The sequence below is a fragment of the Bacillus sp. FJAT-47783 genome (assembly GCF_022808615.1).
Classification (GTDB): domain Bacteria; phylum Bacillota; class Bacilli; order Bacillales; family Aeribacillaceae; genus Bacillus_BZ.
Window position 1 is genome coordinate 279,877 of record NZ_JAKZKS010000001.1, and the last position, 16,320, is coordinate 296,196.

20 protein-coding genes are annotated in these 16,320 nt (G+C 37.1%); 1 reads left to right on the top strand and 19 read right to left on the bottom strand.

Going from position 1 to position 16,320, the window contains the following annotated elements:
• Positions 1 to 221: 221 nt before the first annotated feature.
• The 19 genes from aroH to MLD65_RS01510 all read right to left on the bottom strand — a co-directional run bounded on the left by aroH (position 222) and on the right by MLD65_RS01510 (position 15,972).
• The gene (aroH, locus tag MLD65_RS01420; protein ID WP_243290061.1) at positions 222 to 602 is read right to left on the bottom strand and encodes a chorismate mutase; all 381 of its coding nucleotides are present in this window, start codon (positions 600 to 602) and stop codon (positions 222 to 224) included.
• Positions 599 to 1,693 (bottom strand): 3-dehydroquinate synthase, encoded by a 1,095-nt coding sequence (aroB, locus tag MLD65_RS01425; RefSeq protein WP_243290062.1) that lies wholly within the window; start codon positions 1,691 to 1,693, stop codon positions 599 to 601. The genes aroH and aroB overlap by 4 nt, the downstream gene beginning before the upstream one ends.
• Entirely contained in the window at positions 1,693 to 2,862 is a 1,170-nt protein-coding gene (gene aroC, locus MLD65_RS01430) for a chorismate synthase (protein ID WP_243290063.1), read from the bottom strand. Before aroC ends, aroB begins: the two co-directional genes overlap by 1 nt.
• A gap of 74 nt (positions 2,863 to 2,936) precedes the next feature.
• Positions 2,937 to 3,719 carry a CheR family methyltransferase gene (locus tag MLD65_RS01435; protein ID WP_243290064.1) on the bottom strand — a complete coding sequence of 261 codons (783 nt, stop codon included), beginning with the start codon at positions 3,717 to 3,719 and terminating at the stop codon, positions 2,937 to 2,939.
• Between the two features lie 192 nt (positions 3,720 to 3,911).
• Positions 3,912 to 4,358, bottom strand: a complete 447-nt coding sequence (gene ndk / locus MLD65_RS01440; RefSeq protein WP_243290065.1) for a nucleoside-diphosphate kinase — start codon at positions 4,356 to 4,358, stop codon at positions 3,912 to 3,914.
• 84 nt (positions 4,359 to 4,442) lie between these two features.
• Entirely contained in the window at positions 4,443 to 5,405 is a 963-nt protein-coding gene (gene hepT / locus MLD65_RS01445; protein WP_243290066.1) for a heptaprenyl diphosphate synthase component II, read from the bottom strand.
• Positions 5,406 to 6,131, bottom strand: a complete 726-nt coding sequence (locus MLD65_RS01450; RefSeq protein ID WP_243290067.1) for a demethylmenaquinone methyltransferase — start codon at positions 6,129 to 6,131, stop codon at positions 5,406 to 5,408.
• Between the two features lie 3 nt (positions 6,132 to 6,134).
• Positions 6,135 to 6,968 (bottom strand): heptaprenyl diphosphate synthase component 1, encoded by an 834-nt coding sequence (locus MLD65_RS01455; protein WP_243290068.1) that lies wholly within the window; start codon positions 6,966 to 6,968, stop codon positions 6,135 to 6,137.
• 114 nt (positions 6,969 to 7,082) lie between these two features.
• Complete coding sequence (gene mtrB / locus MLD65_RS01460; RefSeq protein WP_243290069.1) at positions 7,083 to 7,310, bottom strand: trp RNA-binding attenuation protein MtrB; 228 nt, start codon at positions 7,308 to 7,310, stop codon at positions 7,083 to 7,085.
• A 22-nt stretch (positions 7,311 to 7,332) separates the two neighbouring features.
• Positions 7,333 to 7,899, bottom strand: coding sequence for a GTP cyclohydrolase I FolE (folE, locus tag MLD65_RS01465; protein ID WP_243290070.1), 567 nt, complete (start codon positions 7,897 to 7,899; stop codon positions 7,333 to 7,335).
• Positions 7,900 to 8,050: 151 nt separating this feature from the next.
• Entirely contained in the window at positions 8,051 to 8,329 is a 279-nt protein-coding gene (locus MLD65_RS01470) for an HU family DNA-binding protein (protein ID WP_243290255.1), read from the bottom strand.
• Between the two features lie 484 nt (positions 8,330 to 8,813).
• Positions 8,814 to 10,292, bottom strand: a complete 1,479-nt coding sequence (gene spoIVA / locus MLD65_RS01475; RefSeq protein WP_243290071.1) for a stage IV sporulation protein A — start codon at positions 10,290 to 10,292, stop codon at positions 8,814 to 8,816.
• A gap of 254 nt (positions 10,293 to 10,546) precedes the next feature.
• Positions 10,547 to 11,266, bottom strand: a complete 720-nt coding sequence (locus MLD65_RS01480; protein WP_243290072.1) for a hypothetical protein — start codon at positions 11,264 to 11,266, stop codon at positions 10,547 to 10,549.
• A 15-nt stretch (positions 11,267 to 11,281) separates the two neighbouring features.
• Complete coding sequence (locus tag MLD65_RS01485; protein WP_243290073.1) at positions 11,282 to 11,482, bottom strand: DUF2768 domain-containing protein; 201 nt, start codon at positions 11,480 to 11,482, stop codon at positions 11,282 to 11,284.
• Between the two features lie 195 nt (positions 11,483 to 11,677).
• A complete protein-coding gene (locus MLD65_RS01490) occupies positions 11,678 to 12,721 on the bottom strand; it encodes an NAD(P)H-dependent glycerol-3-phosphate dehydrogenase (RefSeq protein WP_243290074.1) in 1,044 nt (347 codons plus the stop codon).
• A 90-nt stretch (positions 12,722 to 12,811) separates the two neighbouring features.
• Entirely contained in the window at positions 12,812 to 14,122 is a 1,311-nt protein-coding gene (der, locus tag MLD65_RS01495) for a ribosome biogenesis GTPase Der (RefSeq protein ID WP_243290075.1), read from the bottom strand.
• Between the two features lie 170 nt (positions 14,123 to 14,292).
• On the bottom strand, positions 14,293 to 14,481 hold the full coding sequence (locus tag MLD65_RS01500; protein WP_243290076.1) for a capping complex subunit for YIEGIA: 189 nt from the start codon (positions 14,479 to 14,481) through the stop codon (positions 14,293 to 14,295).
• Positions 14,478 to 15,374, bottom strand: coding sequence for a YIEGIA family protein (locus MLD65_RS01505; protein ID WP_243290077.1), 897 nt, complete (start codon positions 15,372 to 15,374; stop codon positions 14,478 to 14,480). The genes MLD65_RS01500 and MLD65_RS01505 overlap by 4 nt, the downstream gene beginning before the upstream one ends.
• Positions 15,367 to 15,972 (bottom strand): YphA family membrane protein, encoded by a 606-nt coding sequence (locus MLD65_RS01510; RefSeq protein WP_243290078.1) that lies wholly within the window; start codon positions 15,970 to 15,972, stop codon positions 15,367 to 15,369. Before MLD65_RS01510 ends, MLD65_RS01505 begins: the two co-directional genes overlap by 8 nt.
• A gap of 140 nt (positions 15,973 to 16,112) precedes the next feature.
• On the opposite strand from MLD65_RS01510, the gene MLD65_RS01515 reads away from it, so the two are divergent.
• Positions 16,113 to 16,244: a YpzI family protein gene (locus MLD65_RS01515; protein ID WP_243290256.1), complete on the top strand. Its 132-nt coding sequence runs from the start codon at positions 16,113 to 16,115 to the stop codon at positions 16,242 to 16,244.
• The last annotated feature ends 76 nt before the right edge of the window (positions 16,245 to 16,320 follow it).

Sequence of the window (16,320 nt, forward strand, 5' to 3'; positions counted from 1 at the left end):
TGCTCAGTCCTCCATTCTAAAATGGAGAATGAGTCGCAATGAGGATAAATGAAGTTGTTTTTTTGCGGATAAATAAGTATAAGAAAAGCCCAAAACAGTATGTTTTGGGCAGTGATTTTCATTCTAAAAAATCCTCTGCTATACTGACTCATTCTCGGCTATACTACTCTCTGCTCAACTGTAAAAATCAAAAATAACTATCTAAAATCTTATTGATTATCTTAATCTAGATTCACTTTTTTGTCAATTAAATCAGGCCTTAAAGTTTTTGCTTTTTCCAAATATATATGCTCGATGTCTTGCTGCGCACGATCGGTTTCAATATGCATCATGACACGTATACATTTTTCGATACTTCCTGGAACAGCCATTTCTTGCATGCATGTTACAGGGACATATGTCCATCCTTTTAATTTCCTTAATGCTTTCGCTGGAAATGAGGCGTTTAAGTCGTTTGTAGCGGAGATGAATATCGAAGCAACATGATCCGGCTGTACTTCGTTTTTTGTAACCATCTCGCTTATTAGCCGTTCTGTAGCTGAAACAATTTGTTCTGCCTCATTCGCTTCCACAGTAATAGCTCCTCTAACACCTCGAATCAAAACGCTCCCTCCAATCTCCACTCTTCTAAGAAGGAGAGGACCGTATGTTCTTCCATAGGCTTTATCACGGGTTTTCCGAAATCTTCAAGCAGTACAAACCGAAGTTGACGATCTACTGCTTTTTTATCTTTTTTCATTTTTTCCAACAGCTGTTCATTCGTAATATGTGAAGGTATTGAGGTTGGAAAGCCAAGCTTTTGCAACCACTTTCGAATTCTCTTATATTGTAAGTCTATTTTGTTTATTCTTTCGGATAAAGAGAGAGCAAATAGCATCCCAATTGCTACGGCATCTCCATGAGATATTTTTCCATACCCTATAGCCGATTCAATGGCATGGCCAAGTGTATGTCCGAAATTTAAATACGCCCGAATCCCAAGTTCTTTTTCATCCTTTGAAACGATTCTAGCTTTAATAGATATTCCTTTATCAATAAATGTTATGAGATGATCATTTGAAATCGAGTCAAGTTGCGACACATTATCCATTAACCAGGTGACAAATTGTTGATCTTGGATCATTCCATGCTTTACGACTTCAGCAAATCCTGAACGCAATTCATTTATTGGTAATGTTTTTAAAAATTGAATATCGTAAAATACAGCATGTGGCTGATGAAAGGCACCGATCATATTTTTTCCGAGTGGATGATTGATAGCTACCTTCCCACCAACTGCACTGTCATGGGCAAGTAGTGTAGTTGGAATTTGAATAAACGGTATTCCACGCATATAGGTAGCGGCAACAAACCCTGTTAAATCTCCTACAACACCACCACCAAAAGCAATCATCATCGATTTTCGGTCTAATCCTTCTTGTAGCGCAACTGATAGCGCTTCATAATAGTTGTCAAATGATTTCGAGGCTTCACCACTTGGAACGATGTGAATGTTATAGTCAATATCGACCTTTTGTAAAACATCGTTCAGTACATGTTCATAATACGAATAGACCGTTTGATCTGTCATAACCATCAATTTTGATGGTGTAACGTCTACTGTTGTTAAAACATTTTTCAAGTCACTTATCATATTGTGACCTATAAAAACCGGATATGTACGGCTTTTCGTTTGTACTTGTAACACCTTCATTAAAATTCCCTCGCATACTCTTTTAACCGTTCAACATTTTCTTTAATTGTGTCCATTCGGTCAACGCCAAATTGTTCTACAATGGCATTGGCAATTTCCCATGCAACGACAGCTTCAGCAACAACGGCTGCTGCTGGAACGGCACAACTATCTGAGCGTTCTATACTAGCATTAAACGGTTCTTTCGTTTCAATATCAACACTTTGAAGTGGCTTGTATAATGTTGGAATTGGTTTCATAACACCGCGGACAACAATTGGCATTCCTGTTGTCATTCCACCTTCAAAACCGCCTAACCGATTCGTTTTTCGATAGTATCCGCGCTCTTTGTCCCAAGCGATTTCATCGTGAACTTGACTCCCAAATCGTCTTGCGGCTTCAAATCCAATTCCAAACTCCACCCCTTTAAAAGCATTAATACTAATCATTGCTTGGGCAATTTTTGCGTCTAATTTCCGGTCATAGTGAACGTAACTACCAACACCAGCAGGCATACCTTCGACAATGACTTCAACGACACCGCCAATCGAATCTCCATTTTCCTTCGCATTGTCGATTGCACCCTTCATTTGTTGTTCTACTTGACTATCACCACACCGAACTTCTGACTGTTCAGATTTCTTCCGAAGTTCGTCTAATGATTCATAAGAAGTATTAGCTTTTACTCCACCAATTTCTGTTACATGTCCGATGACTTCGATACCGAGTTCAAATAAAACCTTTTTGGCAACAGCACCAGCAGCTACCCGAACGGTCGTTTCCCGTGCAGATGAGCGTTCAAGAACATTTCTCATATCGCGATGACCATATTTAATGGCACCATTTAAATCCGCATGTCCAGGGCGTGGACGAGAAATTTGCCGCTTCACTTCTTTTTCCTCATCTGCTCCAATCGGGTCTACTCCCATAATTTTTGTCCAATGCTTCCAATCACGATTTTCAACAACAAGGGCAATGGGAGAGCCAAGTGTTTTACCATGACGAACGCCACCAACAATTTTCACTTCGTCCTTTTCAATTTGCATTCTTCTCCCACGACCATAGCCCTTTTGTCTTCTCGCCAAATCAGCATTAATATCTTCAGCTGTTAGCGGAAGTCCAGATGGGACACCTTCTAAAATGGTCGTTAACTGCACTCCATGTGATTCTCCTGCTGTTAAGTACCTCATGATTTTCCTTCCCCCTTCAACACTTTAACGCTTTTAAGAAACTATAACATAAAATAATAAAATTGAATAGAAAATTATGACGATTTTTTTTGATAGAAAAAGGTCTCAACCGAATTTAAACCATATTGTTCAGCATTAAATATTTGTTCAGTACTTCCTACAAATAATACCCCATTTTCACATAATGAATTCGAGAATTTCTTATATAGATCCTTTTTCGCTTCTTCCGTAAAATAAATTAATACGTTGCGACAAACAATGACGTCGAAACCTTGTTCAAAATTGTCCGCTAATAAATTATGTTTTTTAAACGTTACGGCTTTCTTTAAATCCTCTTTTACAATATATGTATCTCCTTCTTGATCAAAATAAGCTTGCTTTACCTCTTCTGGAACTTCCTGCAAAGACCGACCGGTATACTCTCCAAGCCTTGCCTGACTAAGGGCTTTTTCATCAATATCTGTTGCTAATATGTTAACAGAGGAAAGTGGTAAATACTTCGAGAGGATCATCGCAATCGTATACGGCTCTTCACCTGTTGAACAGGCTGCACTCCAAACTTTAATATGACTCTTATTTCGTAATAAAGAAGGAAGAATCGATTCTTCAAATACTTTCCAACGATTAAAGTTACGAAAAAATTCAGAAACATTAATGGTCATGCGATCTAAAAACTGTTGAAAAAGCTCGGGGTCATTTCCCATTTCTCGATAAAACTGCTGAAACGATGAAAAGCCTTTTTTTTCATACAATGAAATAAGGCGTCGCTTCATTTGTGCTTCCTTATATAAGGATAGGTCAATCCCTGTTTTTCGTTTAACATTTTCTATAAATTGATTGTAGTCTAAATCTGCCACTTGAATCTACTCTCCCACTTAAAAATTCCGATTAAATATAGTATATAATAGATCTTTCATAATGGGAGACTATCTTGTTTACTTATAAAAAAAATCAGCCAAAACGGCTGATGTAAAAAGACAAAAAGCATACTATTTATCACATTGTTCTAAGTATCTAGTGTAAGATACAATCGGCGCCTTGCACTTTTCTTAATAAACCCAACTGTTAATTTGACGATCGTATTCTACTAATTCGTCTTCCTTAAAAAACAGACCAATTTCGCGTTCTGCACTTTCAGGAGAATCAGAACCGTGAATAATATTTTTTCCAACAAACATCCCGAAATCACCACGAATCGTTCCTGGAAGAGCTTCCTTCGGATTTGTTTTCCCCATCATTTGGCGACAAATTTCAATTGCATTTTCACCTTGCCAAACCATTGCAAAAACAGGGCCTGACGTAATAAATGAAACAAGCTCTTCAAAAAATGGCTTCCCCTTATGTTCTCCGTAATGCTGTTCAGCTAATTCTTGAGAGATTTGCATTAGTTTTGCTCCTGCAAGCTGAAGTCCTTTTTGTTCAAATCTTGAAACAATTTCTCCAATTAATTGACGTTGAACCCCATCAGGCTTTACCATTAAAAACGTCTTCTCCATGCTTATCCACCCCATTAGTTATATGTATAGGCTTACATCACGTGCCCAACAAAATATTACCACTAATAAAGCGTTTTCGCAAACTTAAAATTTTCTTTTTCCAATATACTTTGCGATGTTGACTAAAGCGGATTTCATTCTGCTTCTCGGCAATGGACTTAACATATTTAAACTTTTTTCTAAGTAACGATTACTTATGGAGATCGATTTTTCAACGGCACCACTTTTTATAATTTCTTCGATAATCGGCTTCATCTCTTCTTCTGTCGTATGTTCATTTACTTGAATAATTTTCTGTTTTAATGACTCATCTTCCATAGCGATTAATACAGGCAATGTAACATTTCCTTGAAGGAGATCGCTTCCAACCGGCTTTCCTAACTGTTCTTTAGTAGAAGTAAAATCAAGTACATCATCAATGATTTGATACGATAATCCGACATAATAACCAAACCAAAACAATCGAGTATGCCAATCTTCTTTCACGTCGGCACTTACCGCCCCGACTTGACAGCTCGTTGCAATTAGCAATGCCGTTTTCCGTTTAATTCGACGTAAATACGTTCGGTATGTTTGGTCAAAATTATATTTATCTTTTATTTGTTCAATTTCGCCTAATGCAACTTCCACAATTGTCTTTGCTAAAAGTTGGTGCGCTAATGGTTTATCTATTTCTGTTATAACTTGTAATGACCGTGCAAATAAATAATCTCCTGTATACATGGCCACTTGGTTATCCCATTTTGATTTGATGGTTGCTTTTCCCCGGCGCAATTCAGCATCATCAATGACATCGTCGTGAACGAGCGATGCCATATGAATAAGCTCAAGAGCGACCGCTATATGCTTTATTTTTTGTATATCATATTGCCCAAACATTGCTGATAACAAGACAAAAACAGGGCGAATACGCTTTCCCCCCGCTTGTAAAAGATGAAGCCCTGCATCACGTAAGAGTGGATCATTAGATTGTACACTTTTCTCTAATTCACGTTCAACAATATCAAGATCTTGCTCCAAAAAAGAGTATAACGCTTTAAACTTCATTCATTTCACCTTATTGTTTTTAAGTTTCGGTTTGTGTCCTAAATGCATCGCCGCAACCCCACCTGTAAAAGGTTTAACTTCTACTTGAACAAAACCAGCTTGTTCAAACATCTTCTTTAATTCCTTCATTCCTGGGAAGTCTCGCGCTGATTCTTGTAACCATGCATACTCATCGTAGCTTTTCGCAAACAATTTACCAAAAAGCGGCATAATAAAGCGGAAATAAAGATAATAGATTTGCCTAAAACCAATTAAGGTAGGCTGTGATGTTTCTAAACAAACTACTTTCCCACCTGGTTTTGTTACACGATACATTTCTTTTAATACTTGCATATAGTCTGGAACATTTCGAAGACCAAAGCCAATGGTCACAAAATCAAACGTATGATCCTCAAATGGAAGCTCCATTGCATTTCCCCACATTAATTCAATGTTCGTAAGCTTTTCGGCCTCAACTTTTTGTTCGCCAATCTTTAGCATATTTTGACTAAAGTCTAACCCGATTACTTTTCCCGTCTCACCTACTTGGTGGGCTAAAGAAATGGTCCAATCTCCTGTACCACAACATACATCTAAACAATGGGCACCTTTATGAACATTCATCCGTTTCATCGTTTCTTTTCGCCAAGCAATATGTCGGCGAAAGCTAATGACGGAATTCATATGATCATAGTTTTCATATATTTTCTCAAAAACTTTATGAACTCTTTCTTCTTTAGATGCCATTTATTACCCTTCTTCCACCATTTTGTTTAGCAATCTTTCATGCGCGAACCGAATCGTATGTAATCGATCTAAAATGAATTCTTTTACTTTTTGGGGATAAATTTGTTCGGATTCAAGCAATACCGCTGTTTTTTCAAACCATTGTCTGCAAAGGGTCAGCATTTTCACATTGATGGAATCGACTTCTTTTTTCATCACAAGTCGAAGGCTATTAATGAAAATGGATGATTTTCCCCTTTCCCCTATCTGTTTTTCATTGCAAAGTCGTTTGTATGTCAGAAAGTGATCCGCAATGGCCGGTATGCTTGCTATTTTAAAATGTTCCCCTATATGTCGGAAAAGTGATGATTCGATTACGGACAAGCTATAGAGCATATCGGTAACATCTTGTTTTGATTGATAAAGACGGATTTTATGTTCATTAATCTCTTTAATCGCCATAGCAAATGTTTGAATCATCTTTACATCATTTAAGTTCGCTAATATATAATAATAAAGTCCGCTAAAATAATCCCCAGCTAAAACCGTTAATTGTCTCCCGATTAATTCTCTTTGTTCCGTGCATTTTACATTACCTACTAAATCATGGGTATCAAGGGCTATTTGGACGAGCATGGCGGTAGTGCAATAGTTTTCAAGTTCCTTCTCTGAAATATTTGCTTCTCGAAAAATGGCATAAAATAACAAAAGTTTATCCTCATCAATGAATGGTTTTTCTATATATTCGGCTAAAAACGGATGAGAAAGTTTTATTTCTACTGCCTCTTTCAGCGAAGATAAAGTGTTTTCTATGTCTTTCAATCCAATCACCCTTGTCCATTTCAATCGTTTAAGCATGTTACAACCCTATTATCCATATATTTTGTATAAACAAATTATATTATAACACAAAATGACGTCGCTTAATATGCAAGTCTATTTTTAGAAATTAAAAGAAGCAGGGAATCCTGCTTACTTTCGTGCATCACTTTCGATTTCGCCGTGACTCGTTTGTATAATTGCTTTCCCACGCACTTTAATCGCTGAAGTATGTTCAGTAAATTGTGCAATCATCACTTCACCTTTATCCAGCTTTTCAGAATGATGAAATCTTGTATCTGATCCGCGTGTTAGACCGATTACGTTTACTCCATCTTCAATTGCTTTAATAATAACAAAATCATTTCCAGATGAATTCATTTTTGTCACCCGTCCATTTCTTTTATTGTTTTATAAGTGATAAAACTTCACTACGAGCAGCTTCATCTTTTAAGAAACAGCCTCGAACAGCAGATGTAACGGTTTTAGAGCCTGGTTTCTTCACACCACGCATTGTCATACACATATGCTCTGCTTCTACGACCACCATAACCCCATGTGGGTCTAACGTTTCAACGATACTATCTGCAATCGTAGATGTAATTCGTTCTTGAAGCTGTGGACGTTTCGCTACTGCCTCAACGGCACGTGCAAGTTTACTTAATCCCGTTACCTTTCCACCTTTCGGAATATAAGCTACATGTGCTTGCCCGTAAAAGGGAACTAAATGGTGTTCACACATTGAATAAAAGGGAATATCTTTAACGAGGACAAGTTCTTCATGGTCTTCACCAAATACAGTGCTAAAGTATTCTTTTGGATCTATTCGCAATCCTTCAAAAACTTCTTCATACATCTTTGCTACTCGTTTTGGTGTATCGAGCAAACCTTCACGATTCGGATCTTCGCCAATCGCTTCTAATATCAATCGAACTGCATGTTCAATTTGTTCTTTATTTACACTGGACATGTCGACTTTCCTCCTGAATCAAAAAAGCATTTGTATTCCGATTCTAGCACAAAAATTTAGAAAAAAGCAAAGCATACATAAGAAAAGCCCCTAAAATAGGGGCTTACTGTGAAGAAATGAATGCTATGTATGTGAACGTTTCCCATACACATTACTTGCCAGCTACAGCATCTTTAAGAGCTTTACCTGGTTTGAATGCAGGTACTTTGCTCGCTGGAATTTCGATCTCTTCACCTGTTTGAGGATTACGACCTTTACGTGCAGCACGCTCGCGTACTTCGAAGTTACCGAATCCGATTAATTGTACTTTATCGCCATTTTTTAATGCTTCTAAAATTGTATCAAAAACTGCATCGACAGCTTTTGTTGCATCTTTTTTAGATAACTCGCTCATTTCAGCTACTTGGTTGATTAGTTCTGTTTTGTTCATTCGTTTCACCTCCTCCCAAGAAGTTCCCAAAAGTGTTTCGATATATTCATTTCTTCACAATTCTTTGAAAATATATACATATTAACGATAAACAAGATGTTGTGACACGCTAATATTAATGGATAATACAACAGATTTCAATCATTTTTCGTAAAAGAATTGGTTAACAAGGAATAATAGACCAATAAAGAGAAGAATTTCTGTTAAAAGAGTACCATAATCACTATTTATTAATCAAGCATTATTCATGGACAATCCCTTGAAAAATCAACAATTTATAGCAAAATAGAACAAATGTTCGTTTGTTGGTCAAAAAAAACAAACTCCTTTTGAAAGAAACTTATTTTATCGATACACATTTTACGGCTAAAGCATTAAAGTGTACCGATACAGCTGTTTTTATTTAGATTTAATCCGGGATAAGTAGTAAGGAATGTAGACGTTATAAATCAAATAAGACCTCTTTTCGCAAGAGGTCTCTCCGTTATAAAATGATGGCAATGAGTCCACCGGAACCTTCGTTAATGATTCGCTCTAACGTTTCTTTTAATTTATATCGAGCATTTTCAGGCATAAGTGAAAGTTTCGCTTGAATTCCTTCACGAACAATAGAACTTAAGGAGCGACCAAAGATATCAGAATTCCATATAGATAATGGATCATCTTCAAAATCTTGCATTAAATAACGAACTAATTCTTCACTTTGCTTTTCAGTCCCGATTATTGGTGCAAACTCACTTTCGACATCCACTTTAATCATATGAATTGAGGGAGCAACAGCTTTTAGGCGTACGCCAAACCGAGATCCTTGACGAATAATTTCAGGCTCATCTAAGCTCATATCTGTAAGCGCTGGTGCTGCAACTCCGTAACCTGTTTGTTTCACCATTTTTAATGCATCGGCCACCTGATCGTATTCCGTTTTCGCATGAGCAAAGTCTTGCATTAATTGTAATAAATGATCTTTCCCTCGAATTTCAACCCCGACAACTTCTTTTAATATTTGGTCATATAAATCATCAGGAGCATATAAATCGATTTCCGCAATTCCTTGCCCCATTTCAATACCAGCTAGCCCAGCTCGTTCGATAAATTCATATTCGCTAAATTGGTCGACCACCAAATTGACATCTCTTAATCTTTTAATATCTTTTACTGTATCTTTTACAGTATCTTGGTAGCTTTCACGAAGCCAATGGTCCTCCCTTAATACCATAACCCAACTAGGTAAGTTCACATTCACTTCAAGAACAGGGAATTCAAATAATGCTTCTCGGAGCACATTGATAACGTCTGATTCCCTCATGCTTTCAACACTCATACTTAATACTGGAATATCGTATTTCTCATTTAATTCCCGTCGTAAGCTTTCTGTTTCAGGATGATGCGGATGGACAGAGTTCACAATCATAATGAACGGTTTTCCAACTTCCTTTAATTCCTCGATTACTCTCTCTTCCGCTTCAATATAATCAGAGCGAGAGATTTCACCGATAGACCCATCCGTTGTTATAACAACGCCAATGGTAGAGTGCTCTTGAATAACCTTTCTTGTGCCGATTTCCGCAGCTTCATGAAATGGAATTGGTTCTTCATACCATGGTGTGTTAATCATTCTCGGTCCATTTTCATCTTCATACCCTTTTGCTCCAGGGACGGTATATCCTACACAATCAACCATTCTTATATTGACATCAAGTCCCTCATCAACATGAACGGTCACCGCTTGATTTGGGACAAATTTAGGCTCTGTCGTCATGATCGTTCTACCTGCCGCACTTTGCGGGAGCTCATCTTGTGCACGAGCTTTATCTGACTGGTTCTCTATGTTTGGCAACACGACTAACTCCATAAATTTTTTAATAAACGTTGATTTACCAGTTCGAACTGCACCGACAACTCCTAGATAAATATCGCCGCCTGTTCGTTCAGCGATATCTTTAAAAATATCTACTTTTTCCAAGTGATTCCCCTCCCGACTCATTAGTCATTGGATGAAAAAGATGATTGCATACAGTTATTAGACAGTATATGTTTATGATGTTGTCCGACTAGTTTATGACTAAAGCCATAAAATTTAATTTCTATTTTGAAAACAGTTCATCCCTTTTCTTCAGTTAAAAATTCGCAACCCATCATAATATAGGTAGAGATTTTATGGATAAAAAAAATGAACCTTTCTCTTAAGATGTATGAATCTAGAGAAAGGTTCATGACTTAATTTATCAAAAAGATTGGTTCGTTGGCTTCATTTACTGTATAAGGGAGAGAAAATGCTGGAACAAAAGGTGAGTCTTCAACTAATATAGAGCGAATATCTTCGCCTTTCTTCAACTTGCCCCCACCTTTTTGAAGCGCTTTATATAAATCAATGGAGTAGTCAACAAATACTTCCCCATTGCTATCGATAACAAGAGGTAAATATTCATTTGAAAACGGACTTAACACTTGAGGTAATTCACTATAACCTAACTTTTTATAATCTATAGAATATACCCCTTGTGTAATTTCCTCTTTAAATGGCGGATAACCATTCGTTTGTTTATATGCTTCTAACCGAATATTTATTTCTCTAATTTGTTCAGCGATCCGTAAATCAATCAGTTTGACGGTTGGATTTTCTTCAACATCAACTAAAACATATAAGTAAACACCACCATTCTCATAAGCTGTCCCCGGTGGTTCAGGTAAAAATTCTGGAATAAGCTTATTAAAGTCAATCGGATATTTTTGATAAATCGGTGTTTCCATATCACGTGTTTTGATTGGTAAAAGCCCGTTGTTTTGTTCTTGATAATTGTTTACAGCCGTTTGAACAGAAGTAATTTGTGTATCGTACGGAACTTCGTTTTTTGATAATTTCCCTTCAGGATATAAACATCCACTCAATAAAATAACTGAAAGGAAAGGAATGATAAATGTTGCGATTTTTTTCATATAAACCTTCCTTTTTTATTCATTTACTGGTCCTGAAAAGACAACAAAAAAGATAATAATTCCGGCTAGAATCATAAATATGTAGGCAATGATACTAAACAACACTTTCCAAAAACCTTTTAATTTATAACGACTTAAGTAAATGGAGAAAACTGAAATAAACATAAATCCCATGGCCCCTAACGCAAACCACATTTTCATTAATGCTGGTGTCATACTTTTTCACTCCTTTTTCCCGAAAACATTATAACATAATGAAGGTACTGTTCAATGATGAATCAAAAAAAGACTGAAGTGAACAAGGGAGTTGTCCTTTCCTTCAGTCTTTTTAAGAAGACACGTATCTGCTGCCATCTAGGCTAAAATCGTGAAGAGTTAGGATCGGATCCTTTATGAATACTTACTAACAGTTCATTCATCTGTAGAACGCCCTTCCATAATGTTCACTAAGTCTTCCATTTCGTGCGTTTTTACACGTCCCATTAAAGATTCTACTGCTTGTTTCGAATTTTTCCCATTAAAAAGAACATCATACAACGCTCTTGTAATTGGCATTTTCACGTCATACTTTTCCGCTAACTGATACGCAGCCTTCGTCGTTCTTACACCTTCAACAACCATTCCCATCGACTGTAACACTTCATCAAGTGTTTTCCCTTTTCCAAGCATATTTCCAGCACGCCAGTTACGCGAATGTACGCTCGTACATGTAACAATTAAGTCACCGATTCCCGTTAATCCAGAAAACGTTAGAGGATTAGCCCCCATTTTACTTCCTAGACGAGCAATTTCTGCCAACCCACGCGTAATAAGAGCTGCTTTTGCATTGTCACCATATCCAAGACCATCACTAATTCCGGCAGCTAGAGCAATAATATTTTTTAAGGCTCCACCCATTTCAACACCGATAACATCCGGGTTTGTGTATACTCTGAAATAGTAATTAATAAACAAATCTTGTACATATTCTGCTGCTTTCATATTATCGCTTGATGATGTAACAGTCGTTGGTTGCCGTAAACTCACTTCTTCTGCATGACTAGGTCCTGATAAGACGACAACGTCTTGAAGGAATTTTTCGTTCATTTCTTCACGGATAATTTCCGAAATGCGTTTCAATGAGTTCGGTTCAATTCCTTTACTTACATGGACAATGACCACAGGATGTTTTAGGTACTGTTGTAAATTTTGCAGTACTTCTCGAATCGCTTTCGTAGGGACAGCTAGCACAATCGTCTTAACATCCTCTACCGCTAATTTTAACTGATAATACATTTGAATATTTTCTGGTAAAGGTACATTCGGTAAATATTGATCATTTACCCGTGAGTTTTTCATTTCCTCAATATGTTCTTTTCGATGTCCCCAAAGACGAACACGGTGCCCGTTATCACTTAATACGAGTGCGAGGGCTGTTCCCCAACTTCCAGCTCCTAAAACAGCGATATGTTCCAACCTTCTCACTTCCTTTAAAAAAATTAATGATGAACTTATGTAAAAAAGTGAGTAGAGTCGAAAATGCTACTACTACTCACAACTAAGTCATTACTTTCTTGCTCTTGCGATAAGTTTGATTGGCGTTCCTTCAAACCCGAATGCATCACGAATTCGATTTTCCAAAAATCTTGCATATGAAAAGTGCAATAGCTCTGGATCATTGACAAAAATAACAAATGTTGGAGGCTTTACGGCTACTTGTGTTGCATAGTATATTTTCAATCTCGTTCCCTTATCAGTTGGCGTTGGATTCATCGCAACCGCATCCATAATCACATCATTTAATACATTCGTTTGAACACGTAATGCATGATTTTCACTTACTTTTATAATATCTGGCATTAATGTATGCAGTCGTTTTTTCGTCTTTGCAGATAAGAAAACAATCGGGGCATAATCTAAAAATAAGAAATGATCTCTTATTTTTTGTTCAAATTGTTTCATCGTCTTTTCGTCTTTTTCAACAACATCCCATTTATTAACAACAATAACTACAGCTTTTCCTGCTTCGTGTGCATATCCAGCAATTCGTTTATCTTGCTCAATAATCCCTTCTTCTCCATTTAAGACGACAAGCACGACGTCTGACCGTTCAATCGCTTTTAAAGCTCTTAATACGCTATACTTTTCAGTTGTTTCATATACTTTTCCTTTTTTCCTCATTCCAGCAGTATCGATAATCACAAATTCTTGTCCACTATACTTAAAGGTCGTATCAATGGCATCACGAGTCGTTCCGGCAATGTCACTTACAATGACGCGCTCTTCTCCTAATATAGCATTGACAAGAGAGGACTTGCCGACGTTTGGTCGACCGATTAATGAAAACTTAATGATATCATCATCATAATCTTCATCAGAACGAGTTTCAAAATGTTTGACAACTTCATCAAGTAAATCACCAAGCCCTATTCCATGTGATCCCGAGATTGGATAAGGCTCACCGAAACCGAGAGCATAAAAATCATAGATTTGATCACGCATATTAGGGTTATCTATTTTATTGACCCCTAAGACAATCGGTTTTTTTGAACGATACAAAATTTTCGCCACTTCTTCATCAGCAGCTGTTACCCCTTCGCGTCCGTTTACAATAAATATTATAACATCCGCTTCATCAATCGCTAGTTCAGCCTGTTGACGAATTTGTGCAAGAAACGGTGCGTCACCAATTTCAATTCCACCTGTATCAATGATATTAAATTGATGGGTTAACCATTCTGCTTGTGAATATATTCTATCTCGTGTTACACCAGGAACATCCTCTACAATCGATACACGCTCTCCGACGATGCGGTTAAATATCGTCGATTTTCCGACATTTGGACGTCCCACAATCGCAACGACATGTTTTCGCACTACACAACATCCTTTCTCGTTTATATGAACTTTTCCGGTCATTCAAAAGGTAATTTTTAAATCAAATGTAAATATCTTCTATTTTGTCCATCCAGAAAAAGAAACCCTTCCTTTAAAAGAAGGGCTAACTATCCTATTATATAGTAGTTTCATCCAATCGACAATAATCATCAAAAGTGTTTGACAACTACGTATACATCTTCACCAATCGCATGTGCAATTCCGTCCAAAATCGCTTCTAAATTTTTCGCAAACAAATCCATCTCTTCCCGGTCCTTACAAATAAATGTTGCCACAGACCCCTGTAATTTCGTTTGATCAGTCGTGATCACAGCAAGAATCGATTTTTCAAGAATCATTGCATCAAACGTCCTTTCTTATTTGCATCAGACTCAGTAGGCATTCGAATGGCACTCTCTAGCGTTGGTACGTTTTGTATAACACGTATGGCCATATCAATATCGGGATTTTGTGGAAGAACAAATACACCGATGCGACCATCATCCAAATCTCTTTTGGCTAAAGGTACAAGCGAAGGTTCACCACTATCACGAATGACGCCTAATGCGGTTGAAACATCGTGAAGTACCGCTTGTCTTTGACCAAGATTAGCGATTGTTGCTCTTGCATTAAATGATTTTGGTTTTAAGATGAAGCCCATTCCATATTTTAATACGAGCTCTCGTTTGTCAGGTATCCCAATATTCATAATGTATATGTTATCAACATATAATCCCGGTCCGTCAAAATGGGGCTTTACATATTCCACTTCAACAATTTCACCTAATTTCCCACCGGACATTAATACTTTGGCGATTCCAATGCATAAAACAGCTACAATGATACTTACCCAAAAATTGAAAAGCAAGTAAGCAAATGTCACAAAAAGCGAGGTGAATATGACAAGGTAATTGCGGCTTTCAAACGCAATGGCAACCCCTTCAATGTACGTATTCCCTCGTGGAACGAGTTCAAATTTGTCGAGCTCCGTTAACGTGTTTCTCTCCATATTTCGAACTTCCCGAAATTGAGAGGCGGCAACGGTTAAAAACGTAATGGCTGTAAATTCTTTTTGCATAATAGCAGGAACAGCTACTGTTCCTAAGCCTGCGGCGATCACACCTAACGCAACATGAATAATTTTACCATGTAAATACGTTGGATATTGACGGTAATCTGTTTTCAACATATATAATCGAGAACTAACACCTGCTAAAACACCAAATAAAATAGGATATGTAAATTCATTCATAAATCCGTTCTTTCTCCTTTATCGTTTTGTCCACAAGTTGTTCTAACCATTTCGTTAAGGATTTAAACAGGAGCCAAAGGGTGAAAAAGATACCAACATAAGAAATCGTATCTAAAAAAGGCGGACTTCCAATGGTAATTGGATAATTCATGACTTGAAAAATGACAGTCCAAAATAATGCATCACCCAAACATACACCTGTTAAAGTATAAGCGAGCGTTTCTTCATATGTCTTACTTAACAGAAGGGATAGTATGAACGATAAGAGCGCACAAATAATAGACACATTCCCAAAGAACCATACCGGGTCATATACATGAAAAAGTTCAATTCCAGCATAAGCAAATGCAATCGTTGCAACCGAAAAAGTAGAGTGAACTTTCTTTTTTGTCCTTCTTAAGTTAAAGATTCCAAAAAGGATAAAAAGAAAATAGGAAAATCCAATTTGACCAAAGGAAAAAGACCAATACGATTGGCTTACGATAATATTCATCATGATGAAGGACGCATAAAGCCATCTTCTTTTTCCTTTTTCCATCCAAAACGTCACAATTGTCCATCCAAACCACATGGTCCAATAATAAATGATCCCTTCCACATCATCACCCTCCTACTATTTCCATTATGGGGAAAAATTATGTAAAATAATCAACGAATAGTCACGCCTTACCTTTCACATAATGTAAATGAATGTAACAATTTATTTACTAAAAAAGTTTATCTGAGAGGGATGGGATGATGGGAAGAGATCGACAAGAACGGAAATTAAAAAAAGAAGGAAGAGTAGAATCTGACCGAGACCAATCGATTCATTATAAAGGGGCATCACGTCTTGAAAGCCCTAATGATGCAAGAAAGCGGAATAAATAAGAAAAGCGCAACTGGGTACGCCTATCGGCGACAAGCACAAGACAAGCTGGCTAGAAGGTGAAAATCAACCTTCTAG